Origin of the sequence: Neomoorella stamsii (genome assembly GCF_002995805.1) — a bacterium.
GTDB lineage: Bacteria > Bacillota > DSM-521 > Neomoorellales > Neomoorellaceae > Neomoorella > Neomoorella stamsii.
This window is the reverse complement of record NZ_PVXL01000026.1, coordinates 57,998-81,117: the sequence shown is the minus strand read 5'-3', so window position 1 is coordinate 81,117 and position 23,120 is coordinate 57,998. Positions and strand designations below refer to the sequence as shown.

Below are 23,120 nucleotides of genomic sequence, written 5' to 3'. Positions count from 1 at the left end.
CCCTGCTGTCCAGGACTTTGCTTTATAAGCCTCCAGGTCGGTGCCGTAGTCGGCCATGAGAATGGAGGAACCTGTCTGCACCAACCAGTCGACAATGGGGTTAGTGTTGCCACCGCTAATTAAACCGACGCTGGCGGCCCCGGCGGCCTTTAAGGCGGCAATTAACCCTATCCCGGCCCGCCAGCAGCACCTGGCCGCTATCGGCCTTATAAGCGCCGGAGATAATATTAAAAATCGTCGTCTTGCCGGCCCCGTTGGGCCCAATAAAATTATTCCTAAAAGAAAGGCGCCGATAACCGCCCCGGGCAAGCTGCCCAGGCCATCAATCACGGATGCGATAAAACCTTTGACCACCAATTGGCCGAGTTGGGGATAGAGGGTATAACCGATGATGGCAAACCCCACGGCGATCAAAGCATATACCGCACCAAGGGAAATGCCCAGCTGGGTTTTGAAATCTTTATCCCCTGTCTTGTACATCTGCTCGGATACTACCTGCCCGCCGTGGCTCTTCATATAATCGATAAAGGGCTTGGCCAGGGAAACAGAGTAGGCATTGGCCTGGTTGTACAGAACGCCGACCTTTTTTAAATTCAATTTTTCCAGTGTGTAGCTGGCGACGATCTCGGCCTGTTGCACGCTGCTGGGCTGGACCAGGAAGTTATAGGCCTACGGCTTGCCGTCGTTTTTCGTCGTCGCCCTTTCGTCAATAAAGCTCCCAGGATAGCTACTTTAGTGTTTTCGGCAACTGGTGCGAGGGCGATGCCGATATTGTTGCCCTGCGGGCCGATTATGGCCACGGCTTTATCCTGGGTAGCCAGGCGGTTGTAGGCGTTGATAGCTTCCTGGACGTCATTTTTGGTATCATAGGTAACCAGCTTCAGTTTCTTACCATTGATACCGCCCTCTTTTTATTGATCTTGTCGATGGCCAGCTGGGCACCATTGGTAACCAGCAGATGATGGCGGCTGTTTTATTTGCCAGTAGCAATAACCTGGCCGGCCAGTCCATAATCTACCGAAGATCGCACCAGTAATTGGGCTGGTAGTCTTTCAACCATAGGTTTATTTTTCCGCTTGCTGTTAATCAACTTGATCAACCGCTCCGCCGCCCTCTGGCCAACTTCGTAAAAGGGCTGGGCCATCGTGGTCAGAGGAGGGTCCATTAGTTCTGACATGTCCAGGTTGTCATAACCCATGACAGCAATATCGTCCGGTACCCGCAGACCCTTTGCCTTTAAAGCCTTGATAACCCCCAGGGCCTTGGGATCGCTGGCGGCAAAGACAGCGTCCGGTTCCTGGCCCCTCTCCAGGATGGTAAGGATGGCCCTGTAGCCGTCCTCCCAGTCCCGGGTACCGTGAACAACAAGGTCCTCGTTATAGGCTATACCGGCCTCCGCAAGGGCCGCCTGGTATCCGGCAAAACGCTGGCGGTAGAGGTCCAGCTCTAAAGTGCCGTTAACAAAGGCTATACGCCGGTAGCCGCGCTGGATAAGGAATTGGGTGGCTTCGTAACCACCGCGGTAGTTATCGACGATTACAGCATCCACTTTGTCTTCCAGGTGGCGGATCATGAGTACTACCGGGAAACCCTGCTCTTTGAGTTCCAAAATGTGGGTACTGGCGGCCGTGGCCGTGGAAAAAATCAGGCCGTCGACCAGCCTCTTGCGCAGGTTGTCGACATAGGCTTTCTCTGTTTCTATATCTTCGTCGGTATTGCATAGGATAACGGTATAGCCATACTTTTTGGCCACATCGGTTATCCCTTTGATGGCCGCCGGGAAAACCAGGTTACGCACATTGGGAATGATCAGGCCGATGGTCCTGGAGCGGCCTTCTTTCAAACCCTTGGCCAGGGCATTAGGCTGGTAGTTAAGCTCACGTACGGCGCGTATGACTTTTTCTTTCGTTTCCGGGCTGACTGCCACCCGGCCGCTTAAGGCCCGGGAAACGGTGCTGGGCGAAACCCCGGCCCTCTCGGCAACTTCTTTGATATTGACCATGCTCGAGCTTCCTTTGCTGCAAACCTTTGTGCAATCCATTGTGCAATCGTTTGTAAAACATATTTGCTGCGGCCCGTCAAATTCCTGCCGGGGTAAGAAAAAATTTTGCGGCCTAAACAGGATGAAGCCCCTGCCATCAGGGGCTTCATCCTGTTCCTTGCGTTCCATTATTCCGAGGCAAAAAAGGTAACCGTCGCACCCGGATCCTCCGGCTTTGAAATACTACTACCGCACCTCGTTGGAGAACTTCAGATAGCCCTGGTAGGTTAGCCCGGCATAAAGCCAATATAGTTGCCGGTCTTTTATCAGGCTGGCGAAAGATTATCACCGATGGGCTTGAGGCCTGGCGAGTTGCTAACAGGGTACCGAAATCAGTATCTGCCGTTAAAATAATACGATTATCTCTCGATGCCAGATCAAAGATAAGCTGATCGGGAGCCTCGGCCATTCCTAAATCTCTCACGTGTATTGCATCATAGCCAGCTTTACATAGTTCCTGAGCTAAATAAGGTGACAAGGCGTTATCCACTAAAAACTTCATAGTTCGCTGATAAGAGGTAACTCACGTTCGCGTACAGCTTCAGCAGCAAAACGTAAGGCCTCGGTAATATCTTCGGCTTCAAGGTCGGGGTAATACTTTAAGATTTCCTCCCGGCTTAGCCCGCTGGCAAAAAGATCAACCACCGTAGCAACAGGAATGCGTAGACCCCGGATACAGGGTACCCCCCCCATCTTTTCCGGTTCTATGGTTATACGTTGGAAACTCACAAGCACCACCTCTTAATTTTACTTAATTTATATATACATTTTACCATTTAGGAGACACCTTTAAAAGCCCGGCAAGAAATGAAGAAATTAAAAGCCCTGAAGCTGGCTTCAGGGCTTACTGGTTCACCTCTGCACTCTCCCGGAGGCGTCGCCGCGCATGAGGGTCATTACTTCCTCCCTGGTGACATGATTGAAGTCGCCGGGGATGGTGTGCTTCAGGCAGGAAGCGGCCACGGCAAATTCCAGGGCCTCAGCCGGGGCAAACCCTTCCGTGACGGCATAGATTAAACCGCCGGCGAAGGCGTCACCGCCGCCGACCCGGTCCACAATGTGGATCTGGTAACGGCGCGAGCGGTAAAACTCCCGGCCGTCATAGAGGAGGGCCGACCAGCCGTTGTCAAAAGCGGAAAAGCTCTCCCTTAAGGTTATGGCTACCTTTTGCAGGTTAAAGCGGGTCAACAGCTCCCGGGCCACCTGGCGGTAACCCTCTTCGTTAATCTCCCCTCTGGTAACATCGGAAGCCGCCGCTTTAATGCCGAAGACCTTTTCTGCGTCTTCTTCGTTGCCGATGGCTATATCAACGTAGCCCATCAACTGGGTCATGGTGGCCCGCGCCTGCTCCGGGGTCCACAGGTTCTTGCGGTAGTTCAGGTCACAGCTTACCGTCAGGCCCATTTCCTTAGCCGCCCGGGCGGCTTCCAGGGTAACGGCGGCCACATTTTCGCCCAGGGCGGGGGTTATGCCGGTGAAGTGGAACCATGAGGCGCCGGCAAAGATCCTGGCCCAGTCGAATTCACCCGGCTGGACCCCGGCAATGCTGGCGTACTTGCGGTCATAGACTACTTTGGAAGGCCGCTGGGAGGCCCCTGTTTCCAGGAAATAAATCCCCAGGCGCTCACCGCCTTTCAGGATGAAGCTGGTATCCACGCCGTAACGGCGCAGGTGGTTAATGGCCGCCTGGCCCAGGGGATTGGCCGGTACTTTGGTGACGAAGGCGGCACTGGCACCGTAGTTGGCCAGGGAGCAGGCCACGTTGGCCTCGCCGCCGCCGTAAGTAACTTCAAAAGACCCTGCCTGGACAAAACGCTGGTAGCCGGGCGTGGACAGACGCAACATGATCTCGCCGAAAGTAATGACTTTAGCCACAGGAAAAACTCCCTTCTTGCAAAATTAATGCCATATGCAAGAGCTTCCCCATCCCGGCGGCACCCGCACAGATGAACCAGGCACCCAACAGGCTGTCTACCAGTTGGGGTACCTCCTGCCTGGTACCTGGCAGGCTGACCGCTCCTGTATATGTGTTTTCTCAGTTGGTCCGGTAATATGGGGTTTGACATTCTAACAGGAGGCTTGAGTGCTACCCGGTGCCGCCCCGGAGCATGGTTGATTGGCAAAGCCACCCGCTAAAATTTACACTTCCTGGCCGGGGCTAATTGCCTAACATTGAAGGTGTATGGTGTTATTCAGCCAGGTTATTTCCCCCGAGCCGCTTTGATGGCCGCCACAAAATGCCGCGCCGTTTCTTCCACCAGGCCATAGTCGCCTGTTTTCGCCCCTTTAGTCAATTCACCGCCGACTCCCACGGCTTCGCAGCCGGCCTTGATCCACTGGCCGACGTTCTCCAGACTGACGCCGCCGGTAGGTATAATTGGCGCCTGGGGTAGGGGTCCTTTGATGGCTTTAACCATTTCCGGCCCGAAAGCGCTGCCCGGGAAAAACTTGACGAAATCACTGCCGGCCTCCATAACTTCAACTATTTCTCTTATGGACATAGCCCCGGCCATACAGACTTTCTGGTAGCGGTTACAGGTTTTAACCATCTCCAGGTCCAGGCAAGGGCTAACCAGGAACTCGGCCCCGGCCAGGATGGCCAGCCGGGCCGTGGTAGCATCCAGGACCGTACCGGCGCCAATGAGAATCTCCCCCTGGCGATAAGTAGCCGCCAATTCCCTGATAACTTCCAGCGCCCCCGGTACGGTAAGGGTGATCTCAATGGCCTCCACCCCGCCCGCTTTAACGGCTTCAGCAATTTTGAGCGCCTGGTCCGGATTCTCCGCCCGGACTACTGCCACAATCCCGCAGTCGATAATCCGCTGCATAACCTTTAACTTTTGCATATTAACCCGCCTCCGGTTTATATAATGAAACGCCGGTTTATTATAATAAAATATTCGCCATGTCAGGTCGAAATCCTGCTTCCCCCGCTTAAATCTTTTTCCCCGGCACCGAATCCAGGCTCAAGGCATACAATACTTTGCAAGCTTTTGCGAGGAGGTTTTTTTATGCGTTTTGGCCTCGCCCTGGGAGGTGGGGGGTTAAAAGGAGCGGCCCACTTAGGTGTCTTACGTGTCCTTGAGGAAAACGGTATTAAACCCGATCTCGTCGTCGGGACCAGCGCCGGTTCCATTGCCGCCGCCCTGTATGGGGCCGGCCTCCTGCCGGCCATTAGCTCCATGGGCAGCCTCCCTTTTGCTAACATCTTTAGATTGGAAAATTACCGTTTTACCGGTTTACCCCTAGGGCTAATTCATGGCGGCACCATTGAAGGCGTGCTGAAAAAGACCCTGGGCAATCGCCATCTGTCAGAACTCCAGCCCCTGACGGCAGCCGTGGCCTGCGATTTAATCAGCGGCGAAACAGTCGTGTTTACTCCCGCCCGACCGGTCAAACCCTTACCGCCGGATATGGTCCTGGGCGGCGATGTCCCTGCCTGGCAGGCCATCCGGGCCAGCATTTCTATCCCGGCTCTCTTCGCTCCCTATAAAATCAGCTCCCGCCTCCTGGTAGACGGCGGCCTGACGGACAACGTCCCGGCCGATATTGCCCGTTACCTGGGGGCTGATATTGTCATTGCCATCGACCTGGACTGCGGTGTCCCAAACCGGGTCTTTCACCATGCCGGCGAAGTCCTCCTCCAAAGCCTGGATATCATCAGCCGGCGCAATACCTCCCTTACTTTAAGGCTTTACGCCGACCTAGTCCTCAAACCCATTAAAAAACCCGTCAGTTCCTGGGACGTCAGTGAGTTCAGCAACCTGGTGGCCGCCGGTGCGGAAGAAGCCCAGCGCAATCTTCCGCAAATTCGTCGCCTGCTGGGGCGATAAAAAAAGCCGGCTCCGGGTAAGGGGCCGGCTTTTTATAATTTGCAATTTACACCTTAAGATTACATCGGGTTACTTTAGCCAGTGCCTCGTTTATCGCCGCCGCTCTATTCTCGGGTACAATTACTGTTAAGTGATCACCTTCCAGAAGCCTGGTATTACCTCGGGGAATGATTTCCCTGGCTCCCCTGCGAATGGTAACCAGCAAACAATCTACGGGTAAAGCCAGGTCTTTGACCCGGCAATCGCAGGCGCTCGCCCCGCTCTCAACTACAGTTTCAACAACCAACATTTTGTCTTTATTATTATCAATAGAGGGTTTGGAGATAGCATCATCCTTCGCCCTGGCTAAATCCCGTTCCAGCAGCATCTCATAAACGGGTAAACATCCCAGAGCCTCCGCCACTATATAAGCGATCATACAGGTAAAAAGAAGCGGTAAAATATGCTGGTAGTTACCTGTCATTTCGATTATGAGCACAATCCCGGTAAGGGGGGAACGCACAATAGCCACGAAATAGGCAGCCATTCCAATTACCGCAAAAGATGGCCCCAGGCCCTGAAAGCCAGGAATAAGCAGGCCGCTGATCTCGCCAACAAAGGAGCCCAGTAAAGCCCCCAGAACCAGGAGCGGTAGAAAGATACCCCCGGGAACCCCAACACTGTAACTTAACATAGTTAAAAGAAACTTGACAGCAAAGAGAAGGGGGATAATACCCACGTTAACCCGGCCCCAGAGAACATCTTCTGCCAGCTGGTGCCCGCCGCCTAAAACCTGAGGTAAGAAATAGCCCAAAACCCCTGCCAGCGAGACTGCCAGCGACGCCCGCAACCAGCGGGGCAGGCCTTTTAACCTGTCTGCCACATCAAGGCTTCCTTGCAAGGTACGATTAAAAGCCACGCCTAAAACACCGGTTAATATTCCCAGGACTAAAAATGCTGGTAAGGTGGACAGGGGTAGAGGTAATAATTCCTTAATGCGAAAGGTAGGAAGTGGCCCTAAAATCCTCTGGGATATCAGATCGGCAGTAACACTGGCTGCCAGGGCTCCTCCCAGTACATAGGGTGAAAAATTACGGCGCAGTTCTTCCAGGACAAAAACTACTCCTGCCAGGGGGGCGTTAAAGGCTGCCGCCAGCCCTGCTCCTGCACCACAGGCAATTAAGTGAAGTTCTTCCGTTTTGGACCGGCTAAAGCTTTTACTTACTGCCTGGCCGGCTGCAGCGCCCATTTGTACCGTCGGCCCCTCCCGGCCCAGGGACAGACCGGCCCCAATAGCCAGGGCCCCGGCAATAAATTTTACCGGGATAACCCGCCACCAGAGGAGCTCGCGCTGGCTAATCAGAACGGCTTCCACGTGGGGAATGCCGCTGCCGGCAGTTTCCGGAGCAAAACTGGTCAACCAGCCGGCCAGGGCACCGGCCAGGGCCCCCAGGCAGGGTAACACCAGCCAGCCCCAGCCGGGTATAGTATGCGCCCACCTTAAAAGCTCATTGCGCCATAAGTCCCCTTCCGTCAGGACTAAGCGAAAGGCTACCCCAACTACCCCGGCGCTGGTGCCCGCTAAGGCTCCTTTAAGCAGAAAACGTAAAAAATAATCATATCGCCTTAGCAGCAGGCTATCATGAATAGAATGTTTTTTAAGTAAAAGAGCTTCGTCCCGCACTTCTTTTCCTGCCCCCGGACAGGCACTTCCTGATGTCACTTTTCCATTGTACCACCCCTTGGCTTTCTTGTTAAGCCCATTCCTATTTGTTAATGATTTTTCTCCGTTGCCCGGACTTTGTTGACACATTTCACCAGGGCTTTGACAAAGGCCGCCAGGCCCTGGCTACCGGTGAAAACGGGTTGATAGTCCAGTTCCCGGGCTGCTTTTTCCCAGCTGAGATCCCACACTTCGTTTAAAAAGACCGGTCCCGTCCATTCTCCTGGAGGAATTACTTGTAACTCCGAGCCGGAGCCGGTTAGTTCAATAAGCAGGCTGGCGATTTCTTCCCAGCTCAAATAAAGGCTCCCCAGGTTATAGGTTTGCCCGGCGGCCCCCGACCTGCTGAGGGCCAGCCGGCAGGCCAGGGCCAGGTCAGCCATACTGACAAATGTGCCCCCGGCAACAGCCGGCACCTGGATGGGGTCATCATGGAGTGCCGCCCGTACCAGATTCCGCAAATGCCGGCCGCCGATTTCATCGCCGAAGGCCCACCAGAAACGGAAAATGGTAACCGGTAAACCCTGCTCGCGATAATAGTGGCGGCATAATTCCTCAGCCGCAAATTTACCCAGAGCATAAATGGGCTTACGGGCTTCACCTACCAGGCAGGGGTGGTCCTCGAGAACGGGCTGGGCTGTAGCCCGGCCATAAACTGTAGCCGTGCTGGTATAGATAAAATGCTTGACGCCAGCCCTGACAGATGCTGCCAGTAGATTTATATGCCCGACCAGGTCGCCACCAAAAATATCCAGGGGTTCATTGCTGAAGCTCCAGGCCAGGTGGATCACTGCCTCCACGCCGTCTACGGCCCGGGCTACCAGTTCCTTATCCTCCAGATTGCCCCCGCATAGATTGACCTGGCTGCTCCCGGGGCTATCAAGAAAACTTAGGGCCCGGTCCAGGACCCGCACCTGGTGGCCGTGATAACATAAATCCTGGACCAGGTAACGGCCAACATCGCCCGCACCGCCGGTTACCAGAACCTGCATCAGGAAGCACCTCCTTTACAAGGATATTAAATTAAACACGGGGCGGGCCGGTAGAACCTCGCCTACCACCCGCCCCGCCAGCCTATCTTAATTTAACTAAAATAATACGCTATACCGCCAGCCACCAGCATAATAAGAAAACCTGCTCCCAATGCTGCAGAATTATGGGATACAACACCTTGATATAACAGCGGAAAATCCAGCCACATCAAGATAAAAGCGCTCAGCATGCCTTCAAACTTGTACCTTTTCCGCAAAGATTGTTTTTCAGCCGCTACCATATGCTATCGACCTCCTATTCGATTCCCGGGAAAAATACATAGAGGATTAACCAGCCCAGGATTCCTACTACAAAAGTAAGAATAGCATTGTACAGGGCCGTGCGGCGCAGGCACTCGCCTTCACGCCCGCCCTGGCCGGTTACGCCGGTACCCAAAGCCACATTCATGGGACAAAACATATTTCCAATTGCACCGCCAGAAGTCTGCAGGCCTAAAATTACAAAGGGACTTATCATCAGCAGTTTAGCCACGTCCCACTGAAGGCCGGTAAAAAGTACATTGGAATTGGTGTTACTGCCAGTCATGAAAGCACCTAGAACACCAATCCAGGGGGAAAAGATAGGATAAAGTCTCCCCGTGTTGGCCAGACCCTCGGCTAAATAACGGGTAATGCCCACTTCCATCATGACTACGCCCATCATGGTCATGGTCGTAACCGTCATGGTAGCGCCCATGGCCTGCTTAATAATGCGGTTAAGCAACTTTTGGCCTCCTTTTTCCGGCCACAGGCCACGCGCTTTATAAAACAAATAGGATAAAAAGGCTGCTGTAAAAATCAATGTGCCGGGAGCAGTAAACACAGCAATAGACTGGTATTTCTTGACTGCTTTATTGGTAAAGCCAAGCAAAGTAGTTGTTTCCGGAAAAGGAAATCCTATATTTATCAAACCTGCTAAATATGCCTTCAGTGGTTGGATTAAATATACAGTAAATACTATTATTATTAATGCATAATAAGCAAAAAAGGCTACGTTAAAACTGTAAGGTTCATTTGTGGCAGCTACCTCTACGGTGGTATAATCAGCAACTTTCGGACGATACATAGGCAATTTGGGAACAACCAGGCCGCCAACTATTAGACCCGCCGCTCCGGCTACAAAGGAAGCCACATAAGGAGCAACAAAATTGGCTACCAGGTTCAATACGGCGCCCATGGTCACCCCAATTAGCAAGATAGCCGGGGTGCCTTCACGCATACATTTCCAGCCACCGTACATATGAGCAATACTATAACCGCATAAAACACAGGCTATGCCCAGGAAAAAGGCGGCAAACAGGGCCAATCGACCTGGATCCAGAGTAGTTAATCTTTCTAAAATTGAATAGGAGGAACCAAGGGAACCGAAAGTCACCGCCCAGGAATGGCCAATGAGCGCCGTAGCTGCAGCAAATATAGGATCAAACCCCAGGCCCACCAGTAATGGTGCCGCAACGGCCACCGGCGCCCCATAACCACATACCCCTTGCACAAAACCTGGGAAAGCCCAGCCCAAAACAAGCAATTGTAAAATCTTATTGCCTCCAGTTAAGCGGGTAAAAGTATCAGAAATAACTTTAAAGCCACCCACTAAATCGACAACATTGTAAACTGTCATGGCACCCCAGATAATGTACAGCACCCATACAGTAGCCCACAAGCCTTTTAAAGTGCCTGCAGATAAAATATGAAGGTGGCCACCGAACCAGATATAGGCTACAATTAAAGTTAAAACCCATCCTACTACTCCCGAACGCCCACCGCTCCATCTAAAAACCATCATTAGAATTAATACGGCTAGAATGGGTACCAAACACAAAAACCACAACCAAACGCTCATTTGCGGCAGACCCTGCATACTTAACTGAACCTCCTTTATATAATAGATTTGTCTAAATTTCATCCTAATTTGTCGAATTAACTGACTTATCAGGCCGCGTTTGGATGTGGAATAGCTATTTTTATGGCTTATGTTATTTTGAAAAAAGTAGCTGGTACTGCAAACGGTGTTATAAATTTCAGTTACTGGCATAGAAAAGTCGTTGTAAATTTCACCATGTATTCCCGGCAAAACAGATAGGGTTTGCTCCAGGTAACCATTCCAGGTTACCTGGAGCAAAGCGTTACTGAACTTATAGTTGAGTATTAAACTGAAGTAGCCACCGCCGGTACCGTGATGCCCACTTCGGCGCACCTGGCGTCGATGAAGGCTTGCATTTTGGCGATATGCTCGGGGTGCAGGTGAGTAAAGCGGCCCTGGAGCTTCATGTATTCGCCGACGGGCTTCCGCTTGTCGATCTTTACCGAGAGCTTGTATTCACCGTTCTCATATTCGTAGAGTTGGAACATGCCCGTCTGGACGGCCAGTTTGGCCATTTCGATGGTCTTGTCGGCCGGGAACTGCCAGCCCTTGGGGCAGGGGGCATGGATGTGGATATAAGCCGGGCCCTCCTGGTTCAGGCCCTTACGCACCTTGTTCATTAAATCCACCGGCCAGCCGATGGAGGCCGTAGCTACATACTTCAATTCCGGGTGGCCATGGGCGATGACCTTGGGGTTATCTTTGGGAAAGAGCTTCTTCCCTTCCGGCACCACCGGGCCTGGTGGGGTAAAGGTCGTATGGGCACCGTAGGGCGTGGTCGGGGAGGTTTGAATACCGGTGTTAGCGTAGGATTCATTATCGTAACAGATAAAGAGGACGTCATGGCCGCGGTAGAGCATGGCCGATAGGGCCTGGAGGCCGATGTCCACGGCGCCGCCGTCGCCGGCCATAACGATGATGTTGGGGAATTCGGCGTCAGTCTTTTTCTTGCGGATCATGGCTTTAAAGGCAGCTTCAATACCAGAAGCTACGGCACCGCCATTGGTAATCTGGGCATGGATCCATGGAACCCGCCAGGGACCGCAGCCGTAACTGGTATTGGCCACATACATGCAGCCGGTAGGACCGATAAAGATGGTATTGGGACCGGCAGCTTTGGCCACCAGGCGATAAGTCAGGGCCGGGCCGCAACCGGCACAGGTACGGTGCCCGGGGACATAGTACTCTTCCACAGGAGCCTTTTTCAGGGAAGTAATCCGTTCCAGCATTATTACTTTTCCCTCCTTCCGGGTAAACGTTATAATTCAAAGGGGATCCAGTAAGCAGTCTGCTCAACTTTGCCGGTCCTGGCGATTTCCTTTAACTTCTGGTACATGCGGTAGAATTCGTCGTGGGTGACTACCTCGCCGCCCAGGCCGGCCACAAAGCCTACGGTTTTGACCTTATCGCCGTAATCATAGAGGGCTGCCCTGAGTTCCGACAGGAGGACACCGCCGCTGCAGGAAATACCGAAGTTGGCCGATACATCCAGGACGCCTATGGCCTTGAATTTAGACAATCGTTCTTTGATCTGTTCTGTCGGGAAGGGCCGGAAAGTCCTGAGCCTTGCCACGCCAACTTTTTCACCCAGGTTGCGCAGGCGCCGGGCCACTGCTTTGGCCGTTTCCATGTGGGCACCCTGGCCAAACATGATGATCTCAGCGTCATCAGTCAGGTATTCATCCAGGTAGGGATCATATTTACGACCAAAGATGCGGGCGAATTCATCGCAGGCCTCTTCTAAAACCTTGTGCACATTCTTAACGGCCTGGTAGCGCTGGTACTGCAGGGGCGGTCCCATGGCTGGCTCAATCTGGGGACCGATAATCTGCGGGTTCCTGGGATCCAGGACATGGTGGTTCTTATAAGGCGGCAGGAATTCCTTGACCTGGGCCTCATCGGGAATATCCACCCGGCCCAGGATATGGCTGACGAAATAACCATCCAGGCAGGCGTACTGGGGCAGTAATACCCTCGGGTCTTCACCTACCCGGTAGTAAATCAGGGTATTATCCAGGGCTTCCTGGGGCGTGGAGGCCCAGCCCTGGATCCAGCCCTGGTCGCGACAGCACTCGGCATCGGTATGTTCTTCACCAAAGTCCCCGGGTGGGTCCAGGGTCCGGTCGGCAATGGCCATCTGCACCGGCAGGCGCTCACCGGAAATGGGGGAATAGACTTCGAAAGCATAGGTTACCCCCACGCCGGAACTACCGGTAAAGACCCGCGCCCCGGCAGCCGAAGCCCCATAGACGACACTCAGCTGGGCGTGCTCGCCTTCACCATGGATGAACTCGGCATCCAGTTCACCGTCAGCCACCATACGGGCCAGTTCCGACATAATGCCGGTATAGGGGCGGATGGGATAGGAACAGATCACGTCAACATCTGCCAGGCGGACGCCATGGGCTACCGCCACACAACCAGAAATATTTTTTACTTTACCCATCTTTTTCACCTCCTGAAAAGATTAATTTTTAAAATCTAATTCTGGAACCCGGGCTATGGCACCGCTCGGGCAGACGGCGGTGCACAAACCGCAACCTTTGCAGTATTTGAGGTTAAAGGCAGGCCCATCGTCAATCATGGTAATGCAGGAATCCGGGCAGGAGATCCAGCAGGTCCAGCACTGGGTGCAGGCTTCCTGGTTAAGGACGGGTCGCTGGATGCGCCAGTTCCCGGTAATCATGCCTTCATTTTCGGTCTGCGGTGAGGGGACAGTACCGGCAAAGGGCATTTGCTTCAAGAGTTCCCTGGCCGTTACGGCTACTTCTTCTACCACTTCATGGGCCGGCAGCTGCCTTATTTGCGCTTCTTCGTAGCCCCGGCGCATGGCGGCAGGATTTTTGACTACTGCTGCCAGGTTATCAATATCCACAATACCGGTTGCCTTGACAACGGCTCCGGCAATGGGGGCGGCTATACCGGCGCCAATACCGGTAGCGTCAGTCGCGCCTTCAGCCCCGGATAGGGTCATGACGGCCTGGGCCATGCTGTTGGCATCAACGGTGACAACCCGGGCCAGGTTACCGGTATCGCCCAGGAATTCCAGGATGGTATCGATGCTACGCCTGGTATTGACCACCAGGGTACTGCCCGGCTTGATGCCCTTCAGGATGGGGACACCCTTGACCAGGGTTTCCTCGACAACGACGACAATATCCGGGTTCTCATTTTCGTAAACGTATTTGCTTTCAATGGGATCGCTGCTGATGCGGGCGTAGGCCCGTACCGGGACATAGATGCGGTCGGGGAGGTCAACATAGTTCTCCCAGGCCTGAACATACTTGCCTTCTTTAGCAGCAGCTTCCGTTAAGGCCACCACGATGTCGCGGGCGTCTTTATTCATGACCACGCCGCGGGCCCAGACGGTAATCTGCTTCAGGTTGGGTTCGGCAAAAAGTTCTTGAGTGGACAATTGACGTTCCTCCTTTCTTGCCTCTCAATGTCAGCAAAGGGAGTGCTCTCCCACAGCCGGGAGTCTTTCTGGCAGCCGGTGCCCGGGCCTTCCAAAAGCTGCAGTGGGAGCCGGTCCCGGCCGCTGCCGTTAAAAGTTCCTGTTTTGTCTTCCAGCCTCACCTCCCCAGTCTGGTCACTGCTCCAGGAATAACATTATTCCAGACGGGGCGGACACTGCGGTTATCCACCCCGGTCCGCGCCTGGTGTTTTTCCCCCTGGACTTCAGCCAGGGCCTGCTCCAGGTGGCGAGTTTTGATAACACCCCTCCCTGGTTCGTTAGCCGTATCTCCCTTGACTATTTCGGCTACAGCCAGCAAGGCTGCCCGCTTGCACACGGCTTCTATTTCTGAGCCTACCAGGCCTTCGGCTGCCTGGGCCAGGTTGTCTAAATTCAGGCCACGCTCCACCGGCCGGGAGCGTAAATAGATCTCGAATATTTCTCGCCGGGCCGCCTGGTCCGGGTAAGGAAACTCCAGGATCTGGTCAAAGCGTCCGGGCCGGAGGACGGCCGGGTCGAGGATGTCAATCCGGTTGGTTGCCCCCAGGACGATAACTTCCCGCAGTTCCTCTAGACCGTCCAGTTCCATCAAAAATTGGGATACCAGGCGGCTGCCAATGTTGCTCCCTTCGCCGCTTTTACGGGCGGGCAGCAGGGCATCGATTTCATCAAAAAACAAGAGGCAGGGAGAGGCCTGGCGCGCCTTGCGAAAAATCTCGTGCAGGGTCTTTTCCGCCTCCCCCCACCAGTGGGAAAAGAGGAGGGAACTGTTGACAGGGATAAAGTTTATCCCGCTTTCCCGGGCGAGGGCCCTGGCTACCAGGGTCTTGCCTGTGCCCGGCGGCCCAGAAAGCAAGATACCTTTCGGTGCCGGCAGGTCAAATTGCTGGAAAAGCTCGGGATACCGCAGGGGCCACTGGACCATGACCTGGAGGCGCTCTTTAATCTCGGCGAGGCCCCCTACATCCTGCCACCCGGCCGAGGGAATCTCCATGGCAAACTCCCGCGTTGCCGAGGGTTCTACCTCTGCCAGGGCATCCAGGAAGTCACGCATGGTTACCTGGAGTTGCAGGTCATCCAGGGAGCCCTTACCCAGCTGGAACCGGGCCAGGCCGCGGCGCAGGGCGTACATGCCCGCCTCCCGGCAGAGGGCGGCCAGATCGGCACCGACAAAGCCGTGGGTAATGGCTGCCAGTCGATCTAAGGAGACATCTCCTGCCAGGGACATGCCCCGGGTGTGAATCTGCAAAATCTCCCGCCGGCCCCGCTGGTCGGGGACGTTAATGGCTATCTCCCGGTCAAAGCGGCCCGGGCGCCGCAGGGCCGGGTCCACCAGGTCGGGGATATTGGTGGCTGCGATCACAATGACATTGCCGCGGGATTCCAGTCCGTCCATCAAGGCCAGCAACTGGGCTACCACGCGCTTTTCGACATCGCCGTGAACGTCGGCCCGGCGGGGCGCGATGGCATCAATCTCATCCAGGAAAATGATGCTCGGTGCCTTTTTCCTGGCCTCGTCAAAAACCTGGCGCAGGCGGGCTTCGCTTTCACCGTAGTATTTATGCATTATCTCCGGGCCGTTGACATGAATGAAGTGGGCATCCGTTTCGGAAGCTACGGCCCGGGCAATGAGGGTTTTGCCCGTACCGGGAGAGCCGTACATAAGAATGCCCTTCGGCGCTTCCACACCCAGCCGGTGAAACAATTGCGGGTATTTCAAAGGTAGTTCGATAATTTCCCGGACCCGCTGGACTTCTTTGGCCAGGCCACCAATATCTTCATATGTCACCCGCTGGCTCCGGCCTTCCGTGTCCTCGCCGCCTTTAAAGCGTACCGCCGTGTCGCGGGTAATAACTACCGCTCCGCGAGGCGCTACCCCTTCGACAGTAAAGGCCTCATCGCCACCGGTAAACTGGGGGATAGTTACCTGGTCCCCGGGCACTAGGGCGCGGCCAATTAAATGTTTTTTCAAATGAACAATCTCATGTTCACCGGCCAGGGTCCAGCCCGGGAGTATCGGTGCCAGGATGACAGTCCGGGCCGGCTGCCACTCCTGACTTGTAAGGGTAATGCCTTCACCAATACCGACCTGGGCATTTTGTCTTAAAATACCATCCATCTGGATGTTCCCGGGCGGGCACCCCTCCTGAAAGGCAGGCATAACCCTGGCCACCGTCGTCCGCTTGCCGGTAATGGCTACCACATCATTGGGCTTTAAGCCCAATTCTTCCATCACGTCGGAAAGTACTCTTACAATACCCTTGCGGGCATCTTCGACCATACCTTCACAAACACGGAGTTTAACACCAGCTGCGGGCATAAAAAGCGTCCCCTCGCCGTCCATTTAATATGACTGGTATACGGTATACCTTTAAATATAGTTTTTAAAACTGCCGCTTTTTTCTGTACCTGTACGCCCTTGAACTATATAGCCTGTCGAATTTATGCTACTTTTGTTAGCTATTTTAGACCACCAACAGACCAGGTATTAAATATCACGATTGGTATACCTTGTGTTTCCGTTTAAAATTATTCGACACCTCGCCGAAGATTCCTGCTGGTTAATCAAAACTTTTTCGTTAAAAGCTGGTATTTTTTTGATCCCTTAAAGCCAGCTGGAGGAAGTAGGCCTGGCGGGAATTTTCTATATGCTGCCGGGCAATTCTTTCCGCCCTTTCGCCATCACCTTTCATGAGGGCTTCCAGCAGCTCCCGGTGCTCCCTGGTTGCAGTCCTTGTCCGGCCAGGGACACTGTACCCAACCCTGGTAAAGCCTACTATATAATCCACCAGGTTATCAATCATCTGGTGCAGGCGTGGACTCTCGGCAGCCCTACAGATGATTTCATTAAACTCCAGGTGCAACTCCTGCAACCTGTTGTGATCTTCTTCGTCACAGGCCTTTTCCATGGCATTTACAAGTTCGTTTAATCTTTTTAGCTGCATGGGATTAATATGTTCAGCAGCCAGCCGGGCGGCCAGTCCTTCCAGAACGGCCCGGATGCTGTAGACTTCCCAGGCTTCCCGGGTGGACATGCGGGCAACCACCACTCCCCGCCGGGGCAGGTGCTCGACCAGGCCTTCCAGCTCCAGTTTGCGGATGGCCTCTCGTACCGGTGTGCGGCTGACGCCCAGCTGTTTGGCTATTTTCCGTTCCACCAGGCGGGTTCCCGGCTCCAGGCGGCCGGTGAGGATGGCTTCCCGTAAAGCATTGTAGGCTTCCTGGCGCACAGGCTGGTAGTTCTGCAGGTCGATTGGTTCAAGCAAGCTTTCCATCATATCCCCTCCTGCGTCTTTTTCTTAAACACAAGCCGTTCCCTGGCCGCATATGGTATATGGGATACCTTAACTCAAAATTAGCACATATTTTACCAAAAAACAAGGGGGCAAGTAAAAGTAAAACGCGCCTTTCCCCGCTTTTAACGGGGAAGATTGCGCGTTCAATCTTTCTACCCCTTTTCTACCGGCAGGCCGGCCATTTTCATTTTTTCCCTGAATTCTTCCTCGTACTCCTCATAGGTGTGAACCTTGACCGGGTAATTCCAGGGGTTGATGTGCCTCCTGGCGCGGCTATCGTTGGGCAGGTTGCGGGTAGGGCTCAAAAAGATCCCGCCCATGTGCACGAGTTTGCTGAAGGGGAAGTAAGCCCCCAGTATGCATACGAGAAATAAGTGGATGTAGAAAAGAATGCCAACTCCTTCCGGGACCCTGGGACTGAAGGTCACCAGCCCGATAGTCAATTCCTTAACTGCCGTAATGTCTACCCTGAAAAAATAGCGCATGAGGATACCCGTGCTGGCTATTCCCAGGATCAAAAAGAGGGGGAAGTAGTCGGCAGGAAGGGAGATATAGCGCACCTGGGGAATAACCACCCGCCTGAGAAAGAGATAAGTCACAGCAACTAAAATAATTATATCAGTTATATAGAGCCCCTGCAGGCCGAAGCGGAAAAATCCATCAATACCTTCCAGCCGGGACACAAAGGGCGGCACCGGCTCGGTAAAAAAGCGCAGGTGACGGAGGAAGATAATCAGGAAGGACCAGTGAAACAGCAGTCCCCCCAGCCACAGCCACTTTTCCCAGTGATAGGCCAGCCTGGGGCCCTGGTGTAATTCCATCCTGGTATTTCTCAACAGGGAGCGAAAGAGCAATACCTCCAGGGCCATCCTGCCGATCACGCCGGCAGTGCTGGAAGGGTTATCAAAGGTGCTCGCTTTGATCCAGGGCAGGGATTTCTGTTGCCCGGCAGTGGTGGGTATACGGAAAGGGACCGGCGCCCGTGCCCACTTAATGACCCGGTAGGCCATCCCTGCCAAAAAGATGGCGATGGCGGCATAGGGTATGATAACCCCAAACAGATATTGCAACCCTGCCACTCCCACGCCAAGAGCGACAACCATAATTAAGGCGATAACGATAAAGAAGGAAAAGGCCATTCCCATATCTTTACCCCTCGTTTCCGCTAAACTGTTTCTTCTTTGACAGCAATGGCTATTTTATATAAGAAGGTAAGTATCAGGAAGCCAGTTGCCCACACTCCCAGGGCAATTAAGGTTTCCGGCAAAGTAGGCACATACTCGGTAACCCTTTCAAAGGGATTGGGTATAAAGCCGCCGATGACCAGGCCTATTCCCTTTTCGATCCACATAGAGACAAAAACTGCTACGCAGGCTGCCTGGAGGTAAGTATCCCTGGCGCGCGTCCGGGGGTTAATTAAAAGGACCAGGGCCAGTACCGCCAGGATGGCAAAGGTCCACATCCAAGGTACGAGCTTGCCATGACCATCCAGGCCGGCAAAGAGGTACTTGAGGGTATCCATACCATGGGCCGGTACCTGGCTGTAAAAGGCGGTGAAAATCTCCAAGCCGACAAAAAAGACGCTGATGATGGTGGCGTAGGTGACTATTGCCGCCAGCTTTTGGATGGCTTCCCTGCCGGGATCAAATTTGCTGACCCTTTTTATAATATAGCTTAGGATGATCAACAGAGCCGGGCCGGAAGCAAAGGCCGACGCCAGGAAGCGGGCCGCCATAATGGCCGTCAGCCAGTAGTGTCTGCCTGGCAGGCCGGCGTAGAGGAAGGCCGTAACAGTATGAATGCTGACGGCCCAGGGGATGGAGATATAAACTAATATCTTTGTCCAGGCCGGGGGCGGAACGGCTTTATATTCTGCCTCCAGCGCATGCCAGCCGGCAATGATATTTAACAGGAGATACCCGTTCAGCGCGATCATATCCCAGAAGAACATCGAGTTAGGGGTGGGATAGAAGATCATATTAAGAATTCGCATGGGTTTACCGACATCTACTATTACGAATAACAGGCACATGATCAGGGCGGCAATGGCCAGGAACTCTCCCAGGATGGTAATCCTGCCGAAGGCTTTGACATTATGCAGGTAATAGGGCAGGACGACCATCACTGCTGAGGCCGCCACTCCCACCAGGAAGGTAAACTGGCTGATGTACAGCCCCCAGGAAACGTCCCGGCTCATGCCGGTGATGGTCAGGCCCTTTTGCAACTGCCAGAGGTAGCAGGCAAAACCTGTCGTGATCAGGACGAGTAAAAAGATTGTCCACCCCCAGTATTTTTTACTCCCAGTTAAAGCCTTAACCAGCATATCTATCCATCCTCCATAAATTCACTTCTTATGTCCCATGGTAGCTCTTGCGCCATCCTGTATGGACCTTAAACGAGGTAATAAATACAGGGGTGGGTCCCAAGTTCGGGTTTACGTTGAATGGTATAACGGCTGGCCAGTATCTTTCTTACTTCTGAGTTGGGGTCATCCAGGTCACCAAAGACCAGGGCCCCGGCCGGGCAGGCTTCAACACACGCCGGTGGCAGGCCGGTGTCGATCCTTTCGGCACAGAAATTGCACTTTTCCACGACACCCTTTTCCCGGGTGGGAAACTCTGGGTTTACTTCTTTGATAAAAGGCCGCGGGTCGCTAAAGTTAAAGCTCCTGGCGCCATAAGGGCAGGCAGCCATACAGTAGCGGCATCCTATACAGCGGTGATAATCCATCATGACGATGCCGTCCCGGCGTTTAAAGGTTGCCTTCGTGGGGCAAACCCTCACACAGGGCGGGTTCTCACAGTGATTGCAGAGCACGATAAAGGGTTTGCCTTTGATACTGGCGGCAATGTACTCATGCTCCTGCTCCGGAAAAGCGTTTTCATAGGGCTCCGTCCAGATCCACTTTATTTCTTCTTCTTTATTGGCAATATCAGGTATGTTGTGAGCCCTCTGGCAGGCCAGGAAACACTTCCGGCAACCTTCTTGATATTTGGGCCAGCACTTTTTCATATCAATGACCAGGCCCCATTTCTCACCGCTAAGGGCTTTCGAGCTCGTAATATACTCCGTGCTATTACCTGCGAAGCCCTTAACTGCCGGCCAGATGGTGAGCCCCAAGAGACATGCGCCACCGGCTTTTAAGAAATTTCTCCTGCTCGTTTCCATCACTTATTCTCCTTTGGCTCAATATGGCAAGTCCAGCAGTCAGGTTGGACATCTAAGTAATTATGGCACTGGTCACAAAACTGGGCCTTGCTGGAGTGGCATTCCAGGCAGGTCTTCTCCAGGCTCATCTCGTACTCTTTGCCGTTGCTGGCTACATAAATCCTTTTACCCTCCCGGACAACCTGAGTGCGCCACTCATCCAGCAACTTCATATGGTCGGTGCGCATGTACGCTGTGGCTTCAACACACTGTTTCTCGGGTAACTGCTGGATGGCCGGCGTGTCGAGGCTGGGTGCTGGTGCCGGGGCGGCTTTACCTGCATTGGCCCAGAAAGGGAAGGTCACCAGAACGATAAACACAATCAGGCCGGTAAAAATGTAACGGGAATCATTCACCGCCGTTCTCCTCCTTTCCCTTTATAGGCAAAGGTTCCCCCCGCAGATTTGTCTCCCTTTCGGTTTCCCCGGTCATTACCAGGGCATTGCCGACCAGCTCGTGGACGCCGGCAACCGCCACGCCTGGTACCCAGTAATCCATGAGGGCCGGGAAGACGGCCCGGTCAACGGCGCAGATGCAGGCCAGCATATTGACGCCGTATTTATCCCGAACGTACTTCACCGCGTTGGCCCGGGGGAAGCCGCCGCGCATCCTCATTTCCATATATTCATCGGAATTAAGTCCCGACCCGCTGCCGCAGCAGAAGGTCTGCTCCCTGATGGTATTCTCCGGCATCTCATAGAAATTCCGGCAGACATTTTTAAGGATATAGCGCGGTTCTTCAAAGAGCCCCATGGCCCGGGCCGGGTTACAGGAGTCATGGAAGGTTATTTTCAGGTGGTCATTGCGGCTGGGATCCAGTTTAATTTTGTTATGCCTGATCAGGTCGGCCGTAAATTCTACGATATGGACCATTTTGGTGGACCTGGCATTTTCAAATTTTGTGCCGGTTATGGGAGAAACCGGTTCCTCCAAGAAATCGGCCGGGCCGTTCATGGTATCCATGTACTGGTTGATGACCCGCCACATATGGCCGCATTCACCACCCAGGATCCATTTCACCCCTAGCCTTTTTGCCTCGGCATACATCTTGGCATTGAGCCTTTTCATCATCTCATGAGAGGTGAACATGCCGAAATTACCGCCCTCGGAAGCGTAGGTGCTGAAGGTGTAGTCAAGGCCGATTTCATGGAAAAGCATCAGGTAACCCATGAGGGTGTAAGTACCGGGATCGGCAAAAACGTCACCGGAAGGTGCGATGAAGAGGATTTCGGCACCTTTGCGGTTGAAGGTCGGTTCCACCCTGATACCGGTGATATTTTCAATTTCGTCGACACAGAACTCAACCATATCTTTAAAGGCATGGGGTTCAATGCCGACGTGATTTCCCGTCCGGTAACAGTTGGCTACCGGGGCGGCGATCCAGTCGATATTACACCCGACCAGGTTGAGGAGTTCCCTGGCGATCATGGTGATTTCCGCCGTGTCGATGCCGAAGGGGCAGAAAACTGAACAACGGCGGCATTCAGTGCACTGGAAGAAGTAGTAGTACCATTCTTTCAGGACGTCCAGGGTAAGTTCCCTGGCCCCGAAGAGTTTCCCCAGGAGCTTGCCCGCCGTCGTAAAATCCTTGCGATACACCGAGCGGAGCAGTTCGGCCCTCAAGACCGGCATATTCTTGGGATCCCCGGTGCCGATGAAGAAATGGCACTTGTCGGCACAGGCGCCGCAGCGCACGCAGGCGTCCATGAAGATCTGTAGAGAACGGAACCGGCCCAGCCGTTCCCTCAGGCCTTCCAGGATAATTTCCTGCCAGTTTTCCGGGAGTTTCCAGTCTTCCTCCTCCGGTGACCATTCCCTGGGGTTGGGGAGGCCGACAGCTTCCAGGTTTTTGGGCTTGGCACCATAAAGGTAGGTGCCGCGCCTGAATTTTACCGGGGTATCCATCCACCCCGTCCGCGGCGGTTTATAATTAATCGCCAGCAGTTCATCAGGTTTCGGTAGCGATGCCATTTTCCCACCTTCTCAATAAGGAAAATTTATGGTCAGGTTGGCCCTTTCCAGGATCCTGGCGGTTCTATTTTTGATCTCCATTACCTTAAGTTCCCAGAGCTGCTCCCGGCACTGCATATAAATATCGAAGGCCAGGAGGGCCAGGTCTTCCAGCCGGGCTTCCACTGCCTCCAGGGAAAGACCTTTTTCCCGGATTTCACCGGCCAATTCCTCCTTGAGCACATGCTTTAACTGGAAGATAAAGGCGATGGCCTGGGAAGGAGAGAAATCCTGGACCGCCCTAATTCTGATAATACTATCGAGACAGGCCCTGACCCTGCCAGCTTCCATCCCCTGGAGGATCTCCTCATAAAGGCCCTCTAATCCCTGGTAGATGGTCGTGCCCACCGGATTGGCGAACCGGTCCTGTTCTTCCTTGAAAAACCGGGCCGCTTCCGCAGGATAAGAGTCCAGGATTCTCTGATACCATTTTTGTAAAATGGCACTTTTCCTTTGGGTTAAAATTTCGTGTGTACCTGGTAAGATATTATTTCTGCCGTCTTTCACAAACTCCCCCCAGTCCCTTCGTTCACCGGAGCACTACTTTTGGTATTTATAAATTTAGTTCGCTATTTCTCTTAAAATTCCTGCCGCGGGCAGTAATATTTTTTTGTACGTCAAAATGTATTTATACTATCTCCATTGACCACCGGACAACCGCTAGTGTATACTCATCCTTAACTGA

Annotated in this window: 22 protein-coding genes and 1 pseudogene; 1 reads left to right on the top strand and 22 read right to left on the bottom strand. The window is 53.5% G+C overall.

What is annotated here, in order from left to right; translation table 11 throughout:
* Positions 1–169: 169 nt before the first annotated feature.
* The 7 genes and pseudogenes from MOST_RS18440 to MOST_RS04610 form a co-directional block, all read right to left on the bottom strand.
* Positions 170–265: pseudogene (locus MOST_RS18440) on the bottom strand (ATP-binding cassette domain-containing protein); the annotation flags it as partial.
* 328 nt (positions 266–593) lie between these two features.
* Entirely contained in the window at positions 594–899 is a 306-nt protein-coding gene (locus MOST_RS18435) for an ABC transporter substrate-binding protein (protein ID WP_083476581.1), read from the bottom strand.
* Between the two features lie 74 nt (positions 900–973).
* The gene (locus MOST_RS04630; RefSeq protein WP_054936510.1) at positions 974–2,002 is read right to left on the bottom strand and encodes a LacI family DNA-binding transcriptional regulator; all 1,029 of its coding nucleotides are present in this window, start codon (positions 2,000–2,002) and stop codon (positions 974–976) included.
* 145 nt (positions 2,003–2,147) lie between these two features.
* Entirely contained in the window at positions 2,148–2,543 is a 396-nt protein-coding gene (locus MOST_RS18430) for a DUF5615 family PIN-like protein (protein ID WP_083476580.1), read from the bottom strand.
* Complete coding sequence (locus MOST_RS04620) at positions 2,540–2,770, bottom strand: DUF433 domain-containing protein (RefSeq protein WP_054936509.1); 231 nt, start codon at positions 2,768–2,770, stop codon at positions 2,540–2,542. The genes MOST_RS18430 and MOST_RS04620 overlap by 4 nt, the downstream gene beginning before the upstream one ends.
* A 123-nt stretch (positions 2,771–2,893) precedes the next feature.
* The gene (locus MOST_RS04615) at positions 2,894–3,916 is read right to left on the bottom strand and encodes a sugar kinase (protein ID WP_083476579.1); all 1,023 of its coding nucleotides are present in this window, start codon (positions 3,914–3,916) and stop codon (positions 2,894–2,896) included.
* Positions 3,917–4,242: 326 nt separating this feature from the next.
* Positions 4,243–4,887 (bottom strand): bifunctional 4-hydroxy-2-oxoglutarate aldolase/2-dehydro-3-deoxy-phosphogluconate aldolase, encoded by a 645-nt coding sequence (locus tag MOST_RS04610; protein WP_054936508.1) that lies wholly within the window; start codon positions 4,885–4,887, stop codon positions 4,243–4,245.
* A 165-nt stretch (positions 4,888–5,052) separates the two neighbouring features.
* Here MOST_RS04610 and MOST_RS04605 point away from each other — a divergent pair, with 165 nt between their 5' ends.
* On the top strand, positions 5,053–5,874 hold the full coding sequence (locus MOST_RS04605) for a patatin-like phospholipase family protein (RefSeq protein ID WP_054936507.1): 822 nt from the start codon (positions 5,053–5,055) through the stop codon (positions 5,872–5,874).
* Between the two features lie 46 nt (positions 5,875–5,920).
* Here the strand turns inward: MOST_RS04605 and clcA are convergent, their stop codons facing one another.
* The 15 genes from clcA to MOST_RS04530 all read right to left on the bottom strand — a co-directional run bounded on the left by clcA (position 5,921) and on the right by MOST_RS04530 (position 22,942).
* Positions 5,921–7,576 (bottom strand): H(+)/Cl(-) exchange transporter ClcA, encoded by a 1,656-nt coding sequence (clcA, locus tag MOST_RS04600; RefSeq protein WP_161952797.1) that lies wholly within the window; start codon positions 7,574–7,576, stop codon positions 5,921–5,923.
* A gap of 50 nt (positions 7,577–7,626) precedes the next feature.
* The gene (locus MOST_RS04595; protein ID WP_054936505.1) at positions 7,627–8,568 is read right to left on the bottom strand and encodes an NAD-dependent epimerase/dehydratase family protein; all 942 of its coding nucleotides are present in this window, start codon (positions 8,566–8,568) and stop codon (positions 7,627–7,629) included.
* A 92-nt stretch (positions 8,569–8,660) separates the two neighbouring features.
* Positions 8,661–8,849, bottom strand: coding sequence for a hypothetical protein (locus MOST_RS04590; protein ID WP_054936504.1), 189 nt, complete (start codon positions 8,847–8,849; stop codon positions 8,661–8,663).
* 14 nt (positions 8,850–8,863) lie between these two features.
* Entirely contained in the window at positions 8,864–10,465 is a 1,602-nt protein-coding gene (locus tag MOST_RS04585) for an L-lactate permease (protein ID WP_054936503.1), read from the bottom strand.
* 287 nt (positions 10,466–10,752) lie between these two features.
* A complete protein-coding gene (locus MOST_RS04580) occupies positions 10,753–11,697 on the bottom strand; it encodes an oxalate oxidoreductase subunit beta (protein WP_054936502.1) in 945 nt (314 codons plus the stop codon).
* Between the two features lie 29 nt (positions 11,698–11,726).
* Positions 11,727–12,914: an oxalate oxidoreductase subunit alpha gene (locus MOST_RS04575; protein WP_054936501.1), complete on the bottom strand. Its 1,188-nt coding sequence runs from the start codon at positions 12,912–12,914 to the stop codon at positions 11,727–11,729.
* A 21-nt stretch (positions 12,915–12,935) separates the two neighbouring features.
* The gene (locus MOST_RS04570; protein ID WP_054936500.1) at positions 12,936–13,883 is read right to left on the bottom strand and encodes an oxalate oxidoreductase subunit delta; all 948 of its coding nucleotides are present in this window, start codon (positions 13,881–13,883) and stop codon (positions 12,936–12,938) included.
* Between the two features lie 157 nt (positions 13,884–14,040).
* Positions 14,041–16,242, bottom strand: a complete 2,202-nt coding sequence (locus tag MOST_RS04565; protein WP_054936499.1) for a CDC48 family AAA ATPase — start codon at positions 16,240–16,242, stop codon at positions 14,041–14,043.
* A 259-nt stretch (positions 16,243–16,501) separates the two neighbouring features.
* Positions 16,502–17,197, bottom strand: coding sequence for a GntR family transcriptional regulator (locus tag MOST_RS04560; protein ID WP_106007041.1), 696 nt, complete (start codon positions 17,195–17,197; stop codon positions 16,502–16,504).
* 173 nt (positions 17,198–17,370) lie between these two features.
* Positions 17,371–18,363 carry a sulfate reduction electron transfer complex DsrMKJOP subunit DsrM gene (gene dsrM / locus MOST_RS04555; RefSeq protein ID WP_054936497.1) on the bottom strand — a complete coding sequence of 331 codons (993 nt, stop codon included), beginning with the start codon at positions 18,361–18,363 and terminating at the stop codon, positions 17,371–17,373.
* Positions 18,364–18,383: 20 nt separating this feature from the next.
* A complete protein-coding gene (gene dsrP / locus MOST_RS04550; RefSeq protein WP_054936496.1) occupies positions 18,384–19,541 on the bottom strand; it encodes a sulfate reduction electron transfer complex DsrMKJOP subunit DsrP in 1,158 nt (385 codons plus the stop codon).
* Positions 19,542–19,609: 68 nt separating this feature from the next.
* Complete coding sequence (dsrO, locus tag MOST_RS18160) at positions 19,610–20,386, bottom strand: sulfate reduction electron transfer complex DsrMKJOP subunit DsrO (RefSeq protein WP_054936495.1); 777 nt, start codon at positions 20,384–20,386, stop codon at positions 19,610–19,612.
* Positions 20,386–20,781: a sulfate reduction electron transfer complex DsrMKJOP subunit DsrJ gene (dsrJ, locus tag MOST_RS04540; protein ID WP_054936494.1), complete on the bottom strand. Its 396-nt coding sequence runs from the start codon at positions 20,779–20,781 to the stop codon at positions 20,386–20,388. The genes dsrO and dsrJ overlap by 1 nt, the downstream gene beginning before the upstream one ends.
* Positions 20,774–22,396: a sulfate reduction electron transfer complex DsrMKJOP subunit DsrK gene (gene dsrK / locus MOST_RS04535; RefSeq protein WP_054936493.1), complete on the bottom strand. Its 1,623-nt coding sequence runs from the start codon at positions 22,394–22,396 to the stop codon at positions 20,774–20,776. Before dsrK ends, dsrJ begins: the two co-directional genes overlap by 8 nt.
* Before the next feature lie 12 nt (positions 22,397–22,408).
* A complete protein-coding gene (locus tag MOST_RS04530; protein ID WP_244267004.1) occupies positions 22,409–22,942 on the bottom strand; it encodes an RsbRD N-terminal domain-containing protein in 534 nt (177 codons plus the stop codon).
* Positions 22,943–23,120: the final 178 nt, after the last annotated feature.